The 16,447-nt window shown below is 65.8% G+C and carries 12 protein-coding genes; 3 read left to right on the plus strand and 9 right to left on the minus strand.

The annotated features are described in order from the left end of the window. Together aceF and lpdA are read left to right on the plus strand one after the other, a co-directional pair. Positions 1–1,460 (plus strand): dihydrolipoyllysine-residue acetyltransferase (aceF, locus tag C662_RS17315; protein ID WP_037984966.1); only part of this gene is annotated, 1,460 nt, incomplete at its 5' end. A 10-nt stretch (positions 1,461–1,470) separates the two neighbouring features. Further along, positions 1,471–3,291 (plus strand): dihydrolipoyl dehydrogenase, encoded by a 1,821-nt coding sequence (lpdA, locus tag C662_RS17320; protein ID WP_002932078.1) that lies wholly within the window; start codon positions 1,471–1,473, stop codon positions 3,289–3,291. A gap of 82 nt (positions 3,292–3,373) precedes the next feature. Here lpdA and C662_RS17325 read toward each other — a convergent pair whose 3' ends face one another. From C662_RS17325 to purL, 6 genes are all read right to left on the minus strand, one after another. Further along, the gene (locus C662_RS17325) at positions 3,374–5,365 is read right to left on the minus strand and encodes a TonB-dependent copper receptor (RefSeq protein WP_002932081.1); all 1,992 of its coding nucleotides are present in this window, start codon (positions 5,363–5,365) and stop codon (positions 3,374–3,376) included. Positions 5,366–5,547: 182 nt separating this feature from the next. After that, entirely contained in the window at positions 5,548–6,003 is a 456-nt protein-coding gene (locus C662_RS17330) for a copper chaperone PCu(A)C (protein ID WP_002932083.1), read from the minus strand. Between the two features lie 134 nt (positions 6,004–6,137). Further along, positions 6,138–6,548, minus strand: a complete 411-nt coding sequence (locus tag C662_RS17335) for a DUF2946 domain-containing protein (protein WP_002932085.1) — start codon at positions 6,546–6,548, stop codon at positions 6,138–6,140. Positions 6,549–6,697: 149 nt separating this feature from the next. After that, the gene (locus C662_RS17340) at positions 6,698–7,987 is read right to left on the minus strand and encodes a GGDEF domain-containing phosphodiesterase (RefSeq protein WP_002932086.1); all 1,290 of its coding nucleotides are present in this window, start codon (positions 7,985–7,987) and stop codon (positions 6,698–6,700) included. 2 nt (positions 7,988–7,989) lie between these two features. After that, positions 7,990–9,315: an HD-GYP domain-containing protein gene (locus tag C662_RS17345; RefSeq protein WP_002932088.1), complete on the minus strand. Its 1,326-nt coding sequence runs from the start codon at positions 9,313–9,315 to the stop codon at positions 7,990–7,992. A 134-nt stretch (positions 9,316–9,449) separates the two neighbouring features. Beyond that, positions 9,450–13,385 (minus strand): phosphoribosylformylglycinamidine synthase, encoded by a 3,936-nt coding sequence (purL, locus tag C662_RS17350; RefSeq protein WP_002932095.1) that lies wholly within the window; start codon positions 13,383–13,385, stop codon positions 9,450–9,452. A 262-nt stretch (positions 13,386–13,647) separates the two neighbouring features. Here purL and C662_RS17355 point away from each other — a divergent pair, with 262 nt between their 5' ends. Beyond that, complete coding sequence (locus tag C662_RS17355; RefSeq protein WP_002932098.1) at positions 13,648–14,355, plus strand: fumarylacetoacetate hydrolase family protein; 708 nt, start codon at positions 13,648–13,650, stop codon at positions 14,353–14,355. A 40-nt stretch (positions 14,356–14,395) separates the two neighbouring features. Here C662_RS17355 and C662_RS17360 read toward each other — a convergent pair whose 3' ends face one another. From C662_RS17360 to C662_RS17370, 3 genes are all read right to left on the minus strand, one after another. Then, positions 14,396–14,968, minus strand: coding sequence for an antibiotic biosynthesis monooxygenase (locus C662_RS17360; RefSeq protein WP_002932101.1), 573 nt, complete (start codon positions 14,966–14,968; stop codon positions 14,396–14,398). Positions 14,969–15,208: 240 nt separating this feature from the next. Beyond that, positions 15,209–16,141, minus strand: a complete 933-nt coding sequence (locus tag C662_RS17365; protein WP_002932104.1) for a SphA family protein — start codon at positions 16,139–16,141, stop codon at positions 15,209–15,211. A 101-nt stretch (positions 16,142–16,242) separates the two neighbouring features. Further along, positions 16,243–16,434 (minus strand): 2-hydroxymuconate tautomerase, encoded by a 192-nt coding sequence (locus C662_RS17370; RefSeq protein WP_002932107.1) that lies wholly within the window; start codon positions 16,432–16,434, stop codon positions 16,243–16,245. Between the last annotated feature and the right edge of the window lie 13 nt (positions 16,435–16,447).

Genomic DNA, 16,447 nt, shown 5'->3' on the forward strand with positions numbered 1-16,447 from the left:
CGCGGGGGGGCCCCCCCCCCGCCGCGAGCCTTTCGGGAGCCCCCGCAAGCGCCGCCGCGGAGCAAAAGCTCGCGGCTAGCCCGGCTCCCGCAGGGGCCGGTGCCGCGCCGGCAGCTGCCGCGCCCGCCGCGGGCGGCTTGGTCGAGGTGAAGGTGCCGGACATCGGCGATTTCGACGCCGTGCCCGTCATCGAACTGTTCGTGAAGGTCGGCGACACGATCAAGGTGGATGACGCCATCGCGACGCTGGAATCGGACAAGGCCACCATGGATGTGCCGTCTTCCGCCGCCGGCGTGGTCAAGGAAGTGCTGGTCAAGGTCGGCGACAAGGTCGGCGAAGGCAGCGTGCTGCTGAAGGTCGAGGCCGCTGGTGCAGCGGTCGCCGCCATTCCCGTCGCCCCAGCCGCCGCGGCAGCTCAGGTCGCCGCGCCTTCGCCCGCGCCGCTGGTCGACGGCGCCCCCGCCGTCAGCGCTCCCGCCTCGATGCCCGCAGCGGCACCGTCCGCGGTCAAGGTCGGCGGAAAGGTGCATGCCAGCCCCTCGGTGCGCGCATTTGCCCGCGAGCTCGGCGTCGATCTCGGCCAGGTCAAGGCCACTGGGCCGAAGGGCCGCATCCTCAAGGAAGACGTCGCCGCCTTCATCAAGGGCGCGATGACGACCGGCGTGGTGCCGGGCAAGACCCCGGCCGTCGCGGCTGGCACCTCTCTGGGCGGTGCTCAGTTGGGTGGACTCGACCTGCTGCCGTGGCCGAAGGTCGATTTCGCCAAGTTCGGCGAGATCGAGGTCAAGCCGCTGTCGCGCATCAAGAAGATCTCCGGCCAGAACCTCGCCCGCAACTGGGTGATGATCCCGGCGGTGACCTATCACGAGGATGCCGACATCACCGACCTGGAAGCCTTCCGGGTGCAGATGAACAAGGAGTACGAGAAGTCGGGCAAGAAGCTCACCATGCTCGCCTTCATCATCAAGGCCTCGGTGCGCGCGCTGCAGGAGTTCCCCGAGTTCAACACCAGCCTCGATGGCGACAACCTGGTCTACAAGAAGTACTTCAACATCGCCTTCGCGGCAGACACCCCCAACGGCCTGGTCGTGCCGGTGGTGAAGGACGCCGACAAGAAGAGCGTGTTCGAGATCGCCGCCGAAACCGGCGCGCTGGCCAAGGCTGCGCGTGACGGCAAGCTCAAGCCCGCCGACATGTCGGGCGCCTGCTTCACGATCAGCTCGCTGGGCGGCATCGGTGGCACCTACTTCGCGCCGATCGTCAATGCGCCCGAAGTCGCCATCCTGGGCGTCAACAAGTCGGTGATGAAGCCGGTTTGGGACGGCAAGGCCTTCGTGCCGCGCCTGACCTTGCCGATGTCGCTGACCGCAGACCACCGTGTCATCGATGGCGCGCTGGCCACCCGCTTCAACGTGTACCTCGCGCAACTGCTGGCGGATTTCCGCCGCGTGATGCTGTAAGGAGATCGCCATGAGCCTAGTTGAAGTGAAGGTTCCGGACATCGGCGATTTCGATTCCGTGCCGGTGATCGAGCTGTTCGTCAAAGTCGGTGACAGCATCAAGGTCGATGACGCCATCTGCACACTCGAATCCGACAAGGCAACGATGGACGTACCGTCCTCGGCTGCCGGCGTGGTCAAGGAAGTGCTGGTCAATGTTGGCGACAAGGTTGCCGAGGGCGCGGTGCTGCTGAAGGTCGAGGCCGCCTCCGCCGTAGGCGCGGCGCCAGCCGCGAGCCCTTCGGGAGGCCCCGCAAGCGCTACCGTCGAGCAGAAGCTCGCGGCTGGCGCCGCTCCCACAGGGGGGGCTGCTGCCGTCGCTGCGGCACCGAGCGCTGCCTCGCACGGCGGCGCGGCCGATGCCGAGTACGACATGGTCGTGCTCGGCGCCGGCCCGGGCGGCTACTCGGCGGCCTTCCGCGCTGCCGACCTCGGCCTCAAGACCGCGATCATCGAGCGCTACGCCAGCCTCGGCGGCGTGTGCCTGAACGTCGGCTGCATCCCTTCCAAGGCCCTGCTGCACGTCGCCGCGGTGATCGAGGAGGCCGAGCATGTTCACAGCGCCGGCATCAGCTTCGCCAAGCCGTCGGTCGATGTCGACGCGCTGCGCAAGCACAAGGACGGCGTCATCGGCAAGCTCACCGGCGGCCTGGCCGGCATGGCCAAGGCACGCAAGGTGGATGTGATCCGCGGCTACGGCCATTTCCTCGACCCACATCACCTCGAAGTCGAGGAAACCACCGGCACCAGCCAGGACAAGACCGGCGCCAAGAAGGTGGTGAAGTTCAAGCAGTGCATCATCGCAGCCGGTTCGGCCGCGGTGCACCTGCCCTTCATCCCGAAGGACCCGCGCATTGTCGACTCCACCGGCGCGCTGGAACTGCGCCAGGTGCCGGGCAAGATGCTGGTCATCGGTGGCGGCATCATCGGCCTGGAGATGGCCACGGTGTACTCGACGCTCGGTGCGCGCATCGACGTGGTCGAGATGATGGACGGCCTGATGCAGGGTCCGGACCGCGACGCGGTGAAGGTGTGGGAGAAGCAGAACGCCCACCGCTTCGACAAGATCATGCTCAAGACCAAGACCGTCGCCGTCGAGGCGAAGGACGACGGTCTGTGGGTCAAGTTCGAAGGCGAAGGCGCCCCTGCGGAGCCGGTGCGCTACGACATGGTCCTGCAGTCGGCGGGCCGTGCGCCCAACGGCAAGAAGATCGGCGCCGACAAGGCGGGCGTGATCGTCGGCGAGCGCGGCTTCATCCCGGTGGATGCGCAGATGCGCACCAACGTGCCGCACATCTTCGCCATCGGCGACATCGTCGGCCAGCCCATGCTCGCCCACAAGGCGGTGCATGAGGCGCACGTCGCGGCCGAAGTGGCCGCCGGCCACAAGGCGGCCTTCGACGCCACCGTGATCCCGGGCGTGGCCTACACCCATCCGGAAGTGGCCTGGGTCGGCTACACCGAGGCGCAGGCCAAGGCCGAAGGCAAGAAGGTCGACACCGCCAAGTTCCCCTGGGCGGCGTCCGGCCGGGCCATCGCCAACGGCGCCGACTACGGCTTCACCAAGCTGATCTTCGACGCCGAGACCCACCGCGTGATCGGCGGCACCATCGTCGGGCCGTCGGCCGGCGACATGATCGGCGAGGTCTGCCTGGCCATCGAGATGGGTGCGGATGCGGTCGACATCGGCAAGACCATCCACCCGCACCCGACCCTGGGCGAGACGGTGGGCATGGCGGCCGAAGTGGCCCATGGCAGTTGTACCGACCTGCCGCCGATGCGCAAGAAGTAATCCAGGAGTGCGTCTGAAAAGCCCCCCGCTCCCCTTGTTCGAGGGGAGCCGGGGGCTTTGACTTTGCCGCGATCGACCGGACTCAGTCCAGCGCCACCTGCGCCTTGAGCCAGAAGGTACGGCCAGGCTCGTTGATCGGCGCGCCGCTCGGCGCGATGTAGCCCGGAATTGCCGCACCGCTCTTGGACAGATGTTCGCGATAGGTGCGATCGAACACGTTGTCGATACCCGCGGTCATCAGCACATGCTTGCTGTGACGCCAGCCCGCATTGAGCGACAGGGTCGCGAAGCCCGGCGTAGTGCCGGTATCCGCACCATTGGCAACGATGCCACCGTAGCCGATGTGGACGCGATCCTGCTTGGCCACCAGGCGCACCATCGCCCCGTACGAGAAGCGACCGTCATCGTAGTCCACGCTCACGCGGCCCTCCAGGGGCGGTTGCTGCGCAAGCGCCTTGTTGTCGGTATCGTTCGTACCCCGCACCCACGCAAGCGTACCGACTGCCTTCCAGTTGGAGGCGAAGCGCCAGGTGAGGTCACCCTCCAGCCCATACACCGTGGCATCGACGTTGCGCACGGCCACTGGCGCCGGCATCCATTTGATCAGGATGTGGTCATCGATCTTGCCGTAGAAGCCGGAAACCGACCCTGCCAGATCGCCCGCAGCCCACAGCGCACCGATATCGAGCTGGGTGGTCTTTTCGGGCTGCAGGGTATCGAATGTCCGGGTACCCCCGGCGCCAGACGCACGCATGTACTCCCAGAAGTCGGGGAAGCGGCTCGCATGCCCGAGGCCGGCATACCATGTGCCACGCCCTTCATCGAATGCTGCCTCGTAGCGGACGAAGCCCGAGCCGAGGGTATCTGCCTGGTCTCGCGAAACGCTGTGCTTGCGCACTTCGTGGCGGTCGGCACGCACGCCGCCAATGAGCCGGCTATCGTCATCAAAGCTGTAGCGCAGTTCTCCGAACACGCCGTGGCGCTCGAAGCTGTAGTCCTTCGTGCGCGCTACCGCATTGCGATCAGGGAAGGCCGGCGCAGCGACCGACACCATGCGACCGGTATGGGTGTCATCCTTGAGATCGGCGCCCAGCACCAGTTCGACATTGTCGGACGGTGTCAATGTGAGCGCTGCCCGCGCGCCCCAGGTCTCACGGTCGGGGTTGCTGACATTGCGCGTCGCCATGGGCCGGCGCAGGCTGTAGTTGTCCATGACGTGGTCGATGTAGCTGTAGAACAGCTGCGCTTCGACACGGCTCACCAGCGGCGAGAGCTTGCGCTTGTCCAGCTTGAGGTTCACATGCTCGCGTGCGAACTTCGAGCCGTCCATGCCACGGTCTGCGTAGGCGGCCTCACCATCGCTGCGCCCGAAGGCCAGTTCAAGGAGCGTATCGTCGTCGGGCGTCCATCCAAGCGCGGCATCGGTACTCCAGCGCGTGTAGGACGAATGCACCTCTCGGCCACTGCCGTCCTTGTAGTTGTTGCTGTCCGAGCGCGTCGCACCGATGCGCGCGAAGAAGTCGGGGTTGCCTGCCTTGGCATCGAAGACTTGGTCGTTGCGCCCCCAGCTGCCCACCGTGAGACTGCCGTTGGCGCGCCAGCCGGCCTCAGCCAGGCGCGGATTGTCGCGCTCGAAAAGCACGATGCCGGCCGAGTTGCCTGATCCGTAGAGCACGGTCTGCGGCCCTTTCAGGACCGTCACGCGATCGAAGGACTCCGGGTACACATAGGCTGTCGGCGGATCCATACGGCCGCCACACCCACCATGCACCTCATATCCATCCTGCACGATTCCGAGACGCGACCCCGACATGCCGCGCAGGACGGGGTCGCCATCCGCCCCGCCCTTGCGGATGACGGAGAAGCCCGGGATGGCCTTGAGGTAGTCGGCGCCGTCGTGCGCAGGCAGCGGCTGGCGCGGCGCTTTCGGATCAGTAGTGACGGTAAGCGGGGCCTCGGTCACGGGTGCAGTGACGACAACGCTGCCAAGCATGGCATCCTGGGCGCTCGCGAGCGCCGGGAGTGCAAGGGAGATGGCGACTGCAAGCGGCAGGCGGCGGAGATTTTTGTTCATTTCAATGCTCTCGATATCTGGGGCAGCCGTGCCGGACGCGCCTGGCGCAGGCATGAGTCCGCCCCTCCGGGCGCCCTTGGGCGCCTGGATGATGGCTTCATGTACAGAGGTGAGGTGCTAGGGGCGCGACAGAACGCCGGGCGGGAAAATCAGCCCATTGTCACGGAGGCGCCGAGGCGGGCTCAGTGCTTGCCGTGCTGCATCTTCATCGGCGCATTGAGCGCACGCGCAGGGGCGTTCAGCTCGATGGACTGGCGGCTGCCGTCCTTGTTCTCGACGACGATGGTCAGCGGCACCTGCTCGCCTTCCTTCACCTGCGCCTTCAGGTCCATCAGCATGACGTGGTAGCCGCCGGGCTTGAGTTCCACGACCTGACCGGCCGGCAGCTCGAGCGCGTCGATCCGGTTCATCTTCATGACATCCTTGTCCATCAGCATTTCATGGATTTCGACGACACCGGCCACTGGCGAATCTGCAGCAACGAGGCGCGCGCCGGTGTCGGACTTGAGCTGCATGAAGGCGCCGGTGGCCTTTTGCTGCGGCACGGTGGCACGCACCCAGGGCTCGGCAACGGTAACCTCGGCGAGGGCGTGGAGGGAGCTCAGGGCGAGCAGAGTGGCAAGGGCAATCTTCTTCATGACTGAATTCTCCAGAATGGGGCGCATACGGCATACGGTTGAGGCGGAACGATCGGCTCGCGCCGGATTAACCGGGATCTACCCTCCCAGACGCGTGACACGGCGGTGCCCACGCATACTCGGGAGGCGAGTGCTCAGGCCTGTAGCGGAGGCGCACGCGGACGCGACGGCGACCATGCAATGAGCGGACGCGGTGCGTGGAAGAAAAGCCATGGATGAGACCTGCCCGTCGCGTCCGGCCCTGGCTTGGCGATGGCGATGGCCGGCAACAAGGCCACGCCGGCATGGGCGCCACAGTAAGGACACTGCTTGAAGGCCTGCAGGGGATCGCCATCGTCCCCACCAGCCGGGCCCTGTACTGAATACATGCCGAACTGATCTGCGCCGACCGCGACCCAACCCGATCCTTCAGCCGAGCAGACCTCGATCAGGTACCGTCCATCTGCATCCGGCCCCATCGCCCGGCTGATGGTGGGCGCGAGCGCCGCCATCATCATCGCGAAGATCGCGAGCCAGGCGAAGAGGGGTTGATTTAGGCGCCGCATGACGAGTCGATGGATTCGGTCTGTGCTCTGGAACGGAACGGAGTATACCGGCAGGCGCTGCCCCACAATTGATTCCAGTCAGTTCCCGCACACGGCAGGCTGCAAGCTGCGGCAATACGCCGCAGGCCGCAGCTCATCGCGCCTCGTCTTCAGACCGAGATACCGGCTCGGGCACGCACCCAGGCGATGAACTCGTCAAGCGGCAAGGCCCTGGAGTACAGGAAGCCCTGGATGAAGTCGCACCTCATCTCGGCCAGCACGCGCGCCGTGTCCGCACGCTCTACACCCTCGGCCGTCACCTTCAGGCCAAGGCGATGGGAGAGATCGATGATGGAGTCCGCAATCTCGCGGTCACGCGCGGAGCTCACTAGATCGGTGACGAAGCTGCGGTCGATCTTGACCTCCTGCACTGCCAGTTGCTTGAGGCGGCTCATGCCGGAGAAGCCCGTCCCGAAGTCGTCGATGGAGAGACTCACCCCGAGCTCGCGCAGGCGCTTGAGCACATCGGTCACACCAACGCCCTCCGCCTCCTCGAGCATGCTGGTTTCGGTGATCTCCAGGCAGAGCGCGGCTGCAGCCACATTCCATGTCTTGAGCGCCTGCTCGATCAGGTCGGGGACCTCCGCGTCGTAGAGATCGGTGGCCGAGAGGTTGATCGACAACTCGATATCGAGCCCGGCCATGCGCAGCCCGTGCAAAGTGCGCGCTGCGTGCTGGAACAACCAGCGGTTGAAGGTGTGGCGCAGCCCGAGTCGATCGATCAGCCCAAGGACTACGGGCGGAGGCACGGCTTCGCCGCCGCTGTCGGACCAGCGCAGCAAGCCCTCGGCACTGCGGCATTCGCCACTGGCGACGTGGATCTTGGGCTGCAGATGGAGCTCGGGCGCACTGCCACCGAAGAAGGCCTCGCGCAAGTCGCGTTCGAGCCGTGCCGCATGCGGCGAAACCCGATCCATCGACGGATCGTAAACCTGGCTGCCCGACCCATTGCGCTGCGCCATCAGGCAGGCGATTCGTGCCGACTGCAGGAGGTGAAAGGCATCCTGGCCGTGGATCGGCGACATCGCCGCACCGCTGACGACCTTGACCTGCAGGTCCAGCCCCTCCACCTGCACCGGCTCGCGGCCAAAGGCTTGATCGAGCTTGAGCATGGCCAAGGTCAGCACGGCGGGACTCGACAGCGCGGGCAGCAAGATCAACCACTCGTTGCCGTCAAGGGCAAACAGCAGATCCTGCGCCCGCAGGCTGTTCAGCAGGCGGCGCTCGAGTGCGCGCTCGAACTTGCGCACATGCTCCAACGGCAGGCGCAGGATCAGCGGATCGGGGATCACGGCAAAGGCTATGACCCCGACACCACAATCCGTGGACTTCTGCTCGACCAGCCGCGCGGAAAGTTCGGACAAGGCCGCCAGTAGACCGGGCGGGATACGGACGTTCATGCTCAGACCAGAAAGAAGTCGGCAGGGTCGATACCGTGCGCGTTGGGCGGCAACGCCTGCACGATCCGATACGGCTCGCCGGAGTGCGCCAACGGCTGCATGATGAGATCCAGCGTGCGCGGAAAACGATCGATCGTCTTGTCTGGTGCGAGCAGCACCAACACCCGGGGCTGCAGCCGGCGTACCTGGTTCTGCTGGACCACCACGCCCACCTCTCCGGTGTTGAGTTCGACCAGTGTGCCGATCGGGTACAGGCCAATGCACTGGAGCAACTGGTCGACCAAGGCGTCGCGGAACTGAGTGCCACGCAGCTGATTGAGCGTCTCCATCGCCCTCTGGCTGGATACCGCATCGCGATAGACCCGGTCTCGGGTCATCGCACAGTAGGTGTCGACGATGCCGGCGATCTCGGCGGACAAGGGGATTCGCATGCCCGCCAGGCCGCGCGGATAGCCCGTGCCGTCGAAGCGCTCATGGTGAGCGGCGATGATTCCCAGCACCTCGGAATCGAAATCCTCGTTCGCCCGCAGCAGGTCGACCGTGTTGCTGACATGCGCCTTTACGAGTTCGAACTCCCGGTCGTCGAGCGGGCCCGCCTTGCTCAGGATCGCATAATCGATCTGGACCTTGCCGATGTCCTGGAGCAAACCCGCCAGCCCCACCTGCCGTACCTGGCGGCTGCTCAGGCCAACGAAGCGCGCGAACACCATTGCATGGACAGAGACATTGAGTGCATGGTCGTAGGCGTAGTGGTCGGTGCGCTTGAGGCGGGTGAGCCACAGCAGCGCATCGGGGTTGCGCTCCACACCGGAGGCCATCTCGCCGACGAGGCCGTCGAGGCGTTCGACATCGACAGCGCCCGCGCTGTCGATCTCCATTCGAGCTTCACGCAGGGCGCGATAGACGTCATCGACGATCGGGGCCGAATAGAGCAGCTCCGACTCGAGGCGGCTGCGCCCATCCTCGCTGCGAATACGCGGGACATGGGCTACGCGCGTCGTATGGATCCGGCCATTGAAGCTGCGGGCAACATTGAGGAACTGGCTTGCCTGGAGGCGGGACTCGACATCGCTGGGATGGCTGCGCGGCAAACCGTCCAGCCCCAGCAGACGCGCGCTCACATCGATCACCTTGCTGCTGTGATGCTCGCCTACCGGCAGGGTGTGATCGACCACCACCTCGCGGCAGTACTCCTGCAGCGCACGCATCTGGTCGACGTTCTCTAGCAGAAAGCCCTGCAAGCGGAACGGCGTTTCGATCCACGGACGATCGATCTCGGCAATGAACATGCCGATCTTCACATCACGAGTCGACAGCGTGCGCTTCAAACGATGGCTCCCATAACGTGGACTTACCGCTGCCCCTATTCAGGCAGCGGTCAAAGCCAGTTTGACGGACATCCCGTCACCCCTGCATGAACAGGGCAGCCGACGCGGCAGGCCTGCGGCAATCGACTGCAGTATCAGCCCAGCCAGCGCCGCGCATTGCCGAACATGCGCAGCCAGGGAGAAGCATCGGGACTATCCTTCACCAGCCACTGTGGCGCCCACGACATCTGCAGCGTGCGGGCGGTGCGCTCAGGGTGCGGCATCATTACCGTGAAACGCCCGTCTGCAGTCGTGAAGCCGGTGACGCCCGCCGGCGAACCGTTGGGGTTGGCCGGGTAGGCTTGCGCAGGGTTGCCGTGGTTGTCGACGAAACGCAATGCCAGCAGCGCCTTGTCCTGGTCGGCCTCGCTGCGGAACACCGCCCTGCCCTCGCCGTGGCTGACAACGATCGGCATGCGGCTGCCTGCCATGCCCTGCAGCAGGATGGACGGGCTGTCGGTAACCTCGACCATCACGAAGCGAGCCTCGAACTGTTCGCTGCGGTTGCGATGGAAGGTCGGCCAGGCCTCGGCGCCCGGGATGATCGGTGCGAGGTGAGCCATCATCTGGCAGCCGTTGCACACGCCGAGCGCGAAGGTGTCGCTGCGGCGGAAAAAGGCCTCGAACTCGTCGCGCAAGCGGGCGTTGAACAGGATGGACTTGGCCCAGCCCTGGCCGGCGCCGAGCACGTCACCGTAGGAGAAGCCGCCGCAGGCGGCCAGGCCATGGAAGTCGGCGAGGTCGATGCGGCCCGCCTGGAGGTCGGACATATGCACATCCACCGGCGTGAAGCCGGCACGCTCGAAGGCGGCTGCCATCTCGAACTGGGAGTTCACCCCCTGCTCGCGCAGCACCACCACCTTGGGACGCACACCGCTGGCGATGAAGGGTGCGGCCACGTCCTCACGGACGTCGAAGGACAGCGCCACCGACAGGCCGGGGTCGGTCGCATCGGCCAGGGCGTCGAATTCCTGCTGCACGCACTCCGGATCGTCACGCAGCTTGGCGATGCGGTAGCTGGTCTCCGACCAGGCCTGCAGCAATTCGACGCGACTGCCCTCGAACACCAGCTTGGCGTTGCGACGCAGGCGGATCTGGTCCTGGGTGTTGGGCTCGCCGATGAAGTGGTAGGCGAGGCCCGCAGCGCGCAACTGCTCGGTAACACGGGCGCGCTCCTCGCGGCGGATCTGCACGACGGCGCCAAGCTCCTCGGCGAACAGGCCCGCGAAAAGGCGGTCGGCGAAACGGCCCTTGAGGGTGTCGGGCTTCTTCTCGAGGCCATCGACATCCATCATGTAGGGGTCGTAGCACACGGTGTCGAGAATCAGCGACAGGCCGCACCTGGCGGCGAAGGCCATCTCGCACACGGTCGCGAAGAGGCCGCCGTCGGAGCGGTCGTGGTAGGCCAGCAAGAGACCATCGCGGCGCAATTGCTGGATGGTTTCGAAGAAGGCCTTGAGCTGGACGGGGTCGACATCGGGCGCATGCTCGCCGACCGAATCGTAGGCCTGGGCGAACACCGAGCCGCCGAGGCGGTTCTTGCCGTTGCCGAGGTCGATCAGCAGTAGCTCTGTCTCGACGCCTTCCGGCAGCTGCAGCTGCGGTGTGAGCGTGTTGCGGATGTCATGCACCGGCGCGAAAGCAGTGGCGATCAGCGACAGCGGGGCGACGACCTGCTTGTCCTCCTCGCCCTCGCGCCAGGCAGTGCGCATCGACAGCGAGTCCTTGCCGACCGGGATCGACACCCCGGCGCTGATGCAGAACTCGGACACCGCCTGGACGGTGTCGAAGAGCCTGGCGTCCTCACCGCGATGGCCGGCAGCGGCCATCCAGTTGGCCGAGAGCTTGACGTCGCCGAGCTTGGCGATGTCGGCGGCGGCGATGTTGGTGATCGCCTCGCCGATCGCCATGCGACCCGAGGCTGCTGCATCGACGCAGGCCAGCGGCGTGCGCTCGCCCATGGCGAAGGCTTCGCCGCGGTAGCCCTGGAAGCTCATCGCGGTGACCGCGACGTCGGCCACCGGCACCTGCCACGGGCCGACGAACTGGTCGCGCGCGGTCAGGCCGCCGACCGAGCGGTCGCCGATGGTGATCAGGAAGCTCTTGCTGGCCACCGCCGGCATGCGCAGCACACGCATCCCGGCTTCCTTGAGATCGAAGTCGGTGGTGTCGAAGGGCGGCAGATGCACGGCGCGGCGAGACACGTTGCGCGTCATCTTGGGCGGCTTGCCGAGCAGCACCTTCATGTCCATGTCCACCGGCTTGTTGCCGAAGTGGCGGTCGGACACCGTGAGGTGGCCATCTGCCGTGGCGGTGCCGAGCACCGCGAAGGGGCAGCGCTCGCGCTCGCAGAAGGCCTGGAACAGCGGCAGGCTCTCGGGCGCGATCGCCAGCACGTAGCGCTCCTGCGATTCGTTCGACCAGATCTCGCGCGGGCTCATGCCCGGTTCCTCGATGTGCACCTCGCGCAACTCGAAGTGCGCGCCCAGGCTGGCGTGGTCGGCCAGTTCGGGCATGGCGTTGGACAGGCCGCCGGCGCCGACGTCGTGGATGGCGATGATCGGGTTCTTGTCGCCCTGCTGCCAGCAGGCGTCGATGACTTCCTGGCAGCGGCGCTGGATCTCGGGGTTGCCGCGCTGCACCGAAGCGAAGTCGAGGTCGGCGGTGTTGGTGCCGGTCGCCATCGACGAGGCCGCGCCACCACCGAGCCCGATCAGCATGCCCGGGCCACCGAGCTGGATCAGCAGCGTGCCCGGCGGGAAGGTCGGCTTCTCGGCCTGCTGGCCCTGGATGCTGCCCAGGCCGCCGGCGATCATGATCGGCTTGTGGTAGCCACGCACCTCGCCCTGCACTTCCTGTTCGAAGGTGCGGAAATAGCCGGCGAGGTTGGGCCGGCCGAATTCGTTGTTGAAGGCGGCGGCGCCGATCGGGCCCTCGATCATGATGTCGAGCGCGGAGGCGATGCGCTCGGGCTTGCCATAGGGTTTCTCCCAGGGCTGGCCGAAATCGGGGATGTTGAGGTTCGACACCGTGAAGCCAGCCAGGCCCGCCTTGGGACGCGAGCCGCGACCGGTTGCGCCCTCGTCGCGGATCTCGCCGCCGGCGCCGGTGGCCGCGCCCGGGAAGGGCGAGATCGCGGTCGGGTGGTTGTGGGTCTCGACCTTGGCGAGGATGTGGGTGTCCTCGTCGTGGTAGCGGAAGGCGCCGTCGGCATCCGGGTACAGGCGGGCGATGCGCGCGCCCTCGATCACCGAGGCGTTGTCCGAGTAGGCCACCACCGTGCCCTCGGGATGGGCCTTGTGGGTGTCCTTGATCATGCCGAACAGGGTTTTCTCCATCGGCCGCGCGTCGATCACCCAGTCAGCGTTGAAGATCTTGTGCCGGCAGTGCTCGGAGTTGGCCTGGGCGAACATCATCAGTTCGACGTCGGTCGGGTTGCGCCCCATGCGGCTGAAGTTCTCGACCAGGTAGTCGATCTCGTCCTCGGACAGCGCCAGGCCAAGCTCGCCGTTGGCCCGCTCGAGCGCGGCGCGGCCGCCGGCGAGGATGTCGACGGTGGTGAGCGGCTGCGGCTGGTAGTGATGGAAAAGGGCCTCGGCCTCATCGACGCTGTTGAGGATCGACTCGGTCATGCGATCGTGCAGCAGCGCCAGCAGGCCCGCATTACCCTCGACCCCGCGCGCCTCGATGGTGTAGGCGATACCGCGCTCGATGCGCACGACCTTGTCGAAACCGCACTGGTGAGCGATGTCGGTCGCCTTGGACGACCACGGCGAAATCGTGCCCAGGCGCGGCACCACCAGGCGCAGCGTGCCGGCGGGCGGGGCCACGGTGGCCGGGTGGGCGTCGAGCAGGTCGACGAGGCGGGCATGCTCTTCTGCACTCAACGCCGCGTTGAGCTCGATGAAGTACCAGTGCTCGGCGACCAGCGCATTGAGCTTGGGCAGGACCTCGCCGACGGCGCGGCCGAGACGTTCCAGGCGGGAAGAGGACAGCGCCGCAGCGCCACGCAGCTTGAGGATCGAGGTCATGTTTGTCAGGAACAGGTCGGGGGAACGGATGCCCACGCATGGGAGCGCCGGCAAGCTCCGCATTATAACCGAGGCACCTCTCCCCCTGCCGTCGAGCACGCGTCCAAGCAGCGCAATCGCCTTGACGATCGCCCGCAGGTCGAAACCGATCGTCGAGCATGGAAAAGGTCGCGACGCTTCCTGCAACTGCCCTGCTCCACGCACCCTTGCCATGCGTGCGATCGTTGTAGACTGCTGCCCTCAACCGATCGCGAGGACCACGATGGCCGACATCAACTACCTGTGGGCACCGCCCGCCCCCTTATCGCTGCCGGTACGCGGCACCAGTGCGCGCTTCCCGGTCAACAGGCTGTTCTTCGTCGGGCGCAACTATCAGGCCCATGCACGCGAGATGGGAACCTCGGTGGATAAGGCGAGCATGCGGCCGGTGTACTTCACCAAATTCGCCGCGATGCTGGCCGAGTCGGGTACGACCGCCCCCTACCCGCCCGAGACACAGGACTACCACCACGAGATGGAGCTGATCGTCGCCCTCGGCGAAGATGGATTCCGGGTGTCGACACAGCAGGCTGCGGGCATGATCTACGGCTATGCCTGTGGCCTGGACATGACCCGACGCGACCTGCAGGCCAGCGCCAAGGCCAAGGGCAACCCCTGGGACGTCGCCAAGAACGTAGAAGCCGGAGCAGTCGCCAGCGAGATCGTACCGGCCGACGGCCGCGTCCTCACGCATGGCGAAATCAGCCTGAAGGTCAATGGCCAGCAGCGCCAGCACGGTGACCTCGCGGACATGATCTGGACCATCCCCGAAATCATCGCCGACCTGTCGACCTACTACCACCTGAAGGCTGGCGACCTGATCTACACCGGCACGCCCGAAGGCGTGGGACCGGTGCAGCCGGGCGACCATCTGGATGGCTGGATCGAAGGCGTCGGCGCACTGAGCTTCGACATCGGCCCGGCGGAATAGGCCCGCGCGCTGCGCCCCTGGACAGGAGAGCGGCGCTGGCTCAGCCTTTGGGTGCAGGGCTGAGCCAGCCGCGCAACAGCCTGGTCAGGCGCGGCATGACCACCCAGGTCATGGTGGCGACGATGAGTGCGGTAAGGATCGCCGTACGCGGCAGAAAAGGCAGCGGCTGCAGCCATGGCAGCACGAACCACAGGAAGAAGGACACCGTGGGGAAGATGCCGAGCCAGGTCACGACTGCCATCTTCATGCGCGGCGGGTGCATGGTGGCTGGCACCACTGCGGGCTCGAACCAGGCCTCCAGACCGCTCAACTTGCGGAACTCGGGCTCGCCCTCGGCCACCGCCTTCATGCGCTCGAGCAACTCGAGGCGCGCATCGCTCATGTCCCAGGCCTGCAGTTCAGCCTCGGACGCGAAGCGCACCACGGTCTGATACTCCCCACCCGGCGTCTCTGGCGGAATCAGGTCGCCCCCCAGGAAACCCTTGTGCGCGCGCATGCTTGCGAACATCTCGCGCAGCATGGCTTCGTATTCCGCCTCATGCCCCGGACGGGCACGGCGGCGGGCAATGCGGGTCACGCGGACGGTCTCTGCTTTGGCGGGGGCATTCGTCACTGTCAATCTCCTGTAGGGGCGCCACGACACGGCCTATCCAGGCCGCATCGATGGGGACAGGTGCACTCTACAGCAACAATCTCGAGATTTTAATCAAATAAATCCATCTTCCCTTCAAGCAGGCTGAGAGGGGCACGCATGCATGCGCAGGGCGCTGCGGGGAATCGAAAAACCCCGGCCGCCTTGTCTGGCGGCCGGGGCTCCCCTGACATCAGCACCAGCCGGGCCGGCGCGCAGGCGTCAAAGCGGCATGATGAGCTTGAACCAGAACTTGTCGCCCTTGAAGCGGTTCTCGGCCTCGGCCTCATGGTGCCACTGGCCTATGAAATGAACCCCTTGCTTGTTGGTGTAGGTCACGCTCGGGCCGATGGCGAAGACCTCACCCTTGCGACCAGCCGACCACGCACCACCCGGGCCGGCAGGAATGGTCTGGCCGTTCACCTTGTCGTTGGTGGTCTGCTTCAAGTAGTAACCCGACAAACCGACACCCCAAGGGCCAAAACGCTTGCCGACGAGATAGTCCATGTGGAACTCGTCGCCCGAGGAGTACTTCATCTTCGGCGCTCCAGGAGCCGGACGGAAGTCCTTGTTGGATGTCTTGATGTTGTACATGAACTTGGCCGACACCTCCCAGCCTGTGTCGCCCATGTAGGTGAAGGCGAAGATAGGCTCTACGCTCCAGTAGTTGGCACCGATGCTCGTGCGCGGATCACCCGACTTGTAGGCACCGGTTGGCAGGTTGATATCCAGCGCCGCAGCCCAGTGCCAGTTCTTTGTGTGCCAGGACAGGATAAAGGGATTGACGGTGATGTCACCGAGCCCGAGCTTCGACTTGCCGCCGAAACCGATGTTCACATCCTGATGCACCACCGGCACGATCACATGCCAGCCCCAGTTGCCGCCCAGGATCTTGTGCTCCGTCGTCTGCACGAAGCGGAAGGCGTTGAACCAGGCATCGACACCAGCGCCAGGGACCTTGTTGCCGCCGCCGTCGACCAGGTCGCCGCTGTAGTAGCCGAAATAGTTGATGAAGTAGTTGCCCGGCGGCGGGACCGCGCCAGCCAGCCAGGTCTCGGCCCCGTTCGGGTACTGGTCGCCACCTTCCTTGGCTTGAGCGCCACCGATGGCCAGGCCTGCAAGGGCGAGCGCCGCCCATAGCTTGTTCAGCTTCATGCTCCGATCCTCCTCATGATTGTCGTTTTACAGCAGGTGCTGTTCTTGTCGCGGCGGCCTCTGCGGGCCGCTCGTGAATGCGCTTGACGGTTCCCGTTGGCTTAGCGCCCCAGGTCTTTCGCCGACACGCCGCCGATACCCCAGTTTGTCTTGGGCACCTCACGGATGACGACGCGAACCGTCTCGACCGGCGCGCCGACCGCCTCGACCAGCGCCTGAGTGACCTTGGCGATCACCGCCCGCTTCTGGTCCTCGGTACGGCCTTCGATCATGGTGATTTCTGCCAGCGGCATCGTGTTCTCCTCC

The sequence above is a fragment of the Thauera sp. 28 genome (assembly GCF_000310145.2).
GTDB lineage: Bacteria > Pseudomonadota > Gammaproteobacteria > Burkholderiales > Rhodocyclaceae > Thauera > Thauera mechernichensis.

Bases quoted from the DNA above. Each gene is read 5' to 3' on its own strand.
- lpdA (WP_002932078.1), top strand. From the start codon at position 1,471: ATGAGCCTAGTTGAAGTGAAGGTTCCGGACATCGGCGATTTCGATTCC.
- C662_RS17325 (WP_002932081.1), bottom strand. From the start codon at position 5,365: ATGAACAAAAATCTCCGCCGCCTGCCGCTTGCAGTCGCCATCTCCCTT.
- C662_RS17330 (WP_002932083.1), bottom strand. From the start codon at position 6,003: ATGAAGAAGATTGCCCTTGCCACTCTGCTCGCCCTGAGCTCCCTCCAC.
- C662_RS17335 (WP_002932085.1), bottom strand. From the start codon at position 6,548: ATGCGGCGCCTAAATCAACCCCTCTTCGCCTGGCTCGCGATCTTCGCG.
- C662_RS17340 (WP_002932086.1), bottom strand. From the start codon at position 7,987: ATGAACGTCCGTATCCCGCCCGGTCTACTGGCGGCCTTGTCCGAACTT.
- purL (WP_002932095.1), bottom strand. From the start codon at position 13,385: ATGACCTCGATCCTCAAGCTGCGTGGCGCTGCGGCGCTGTCCTCTTCC.
- C662_RS17355 (WP_002932098.1), top strand. From the start codon at position 13,648: ATGGCCGACATCAACTACCTGTGGGCACCGCCCGCCCCCTTATCGCTG.
- C662_RS17365 (WP_002932104.1), bottom strand. From the start codon at position 16,141: ATGAAGCTGAACAAGCTATGGGCGGCGCTCGCCCTTGCAGGCCTGGCC.
- C662_RS17370 (WP_002932107.1), bottom strand. From the start codon at position 16,434: ATGCCGCTGGCAGAAATCACCATGATCGAAGGCCGTACCGAGGACCAG.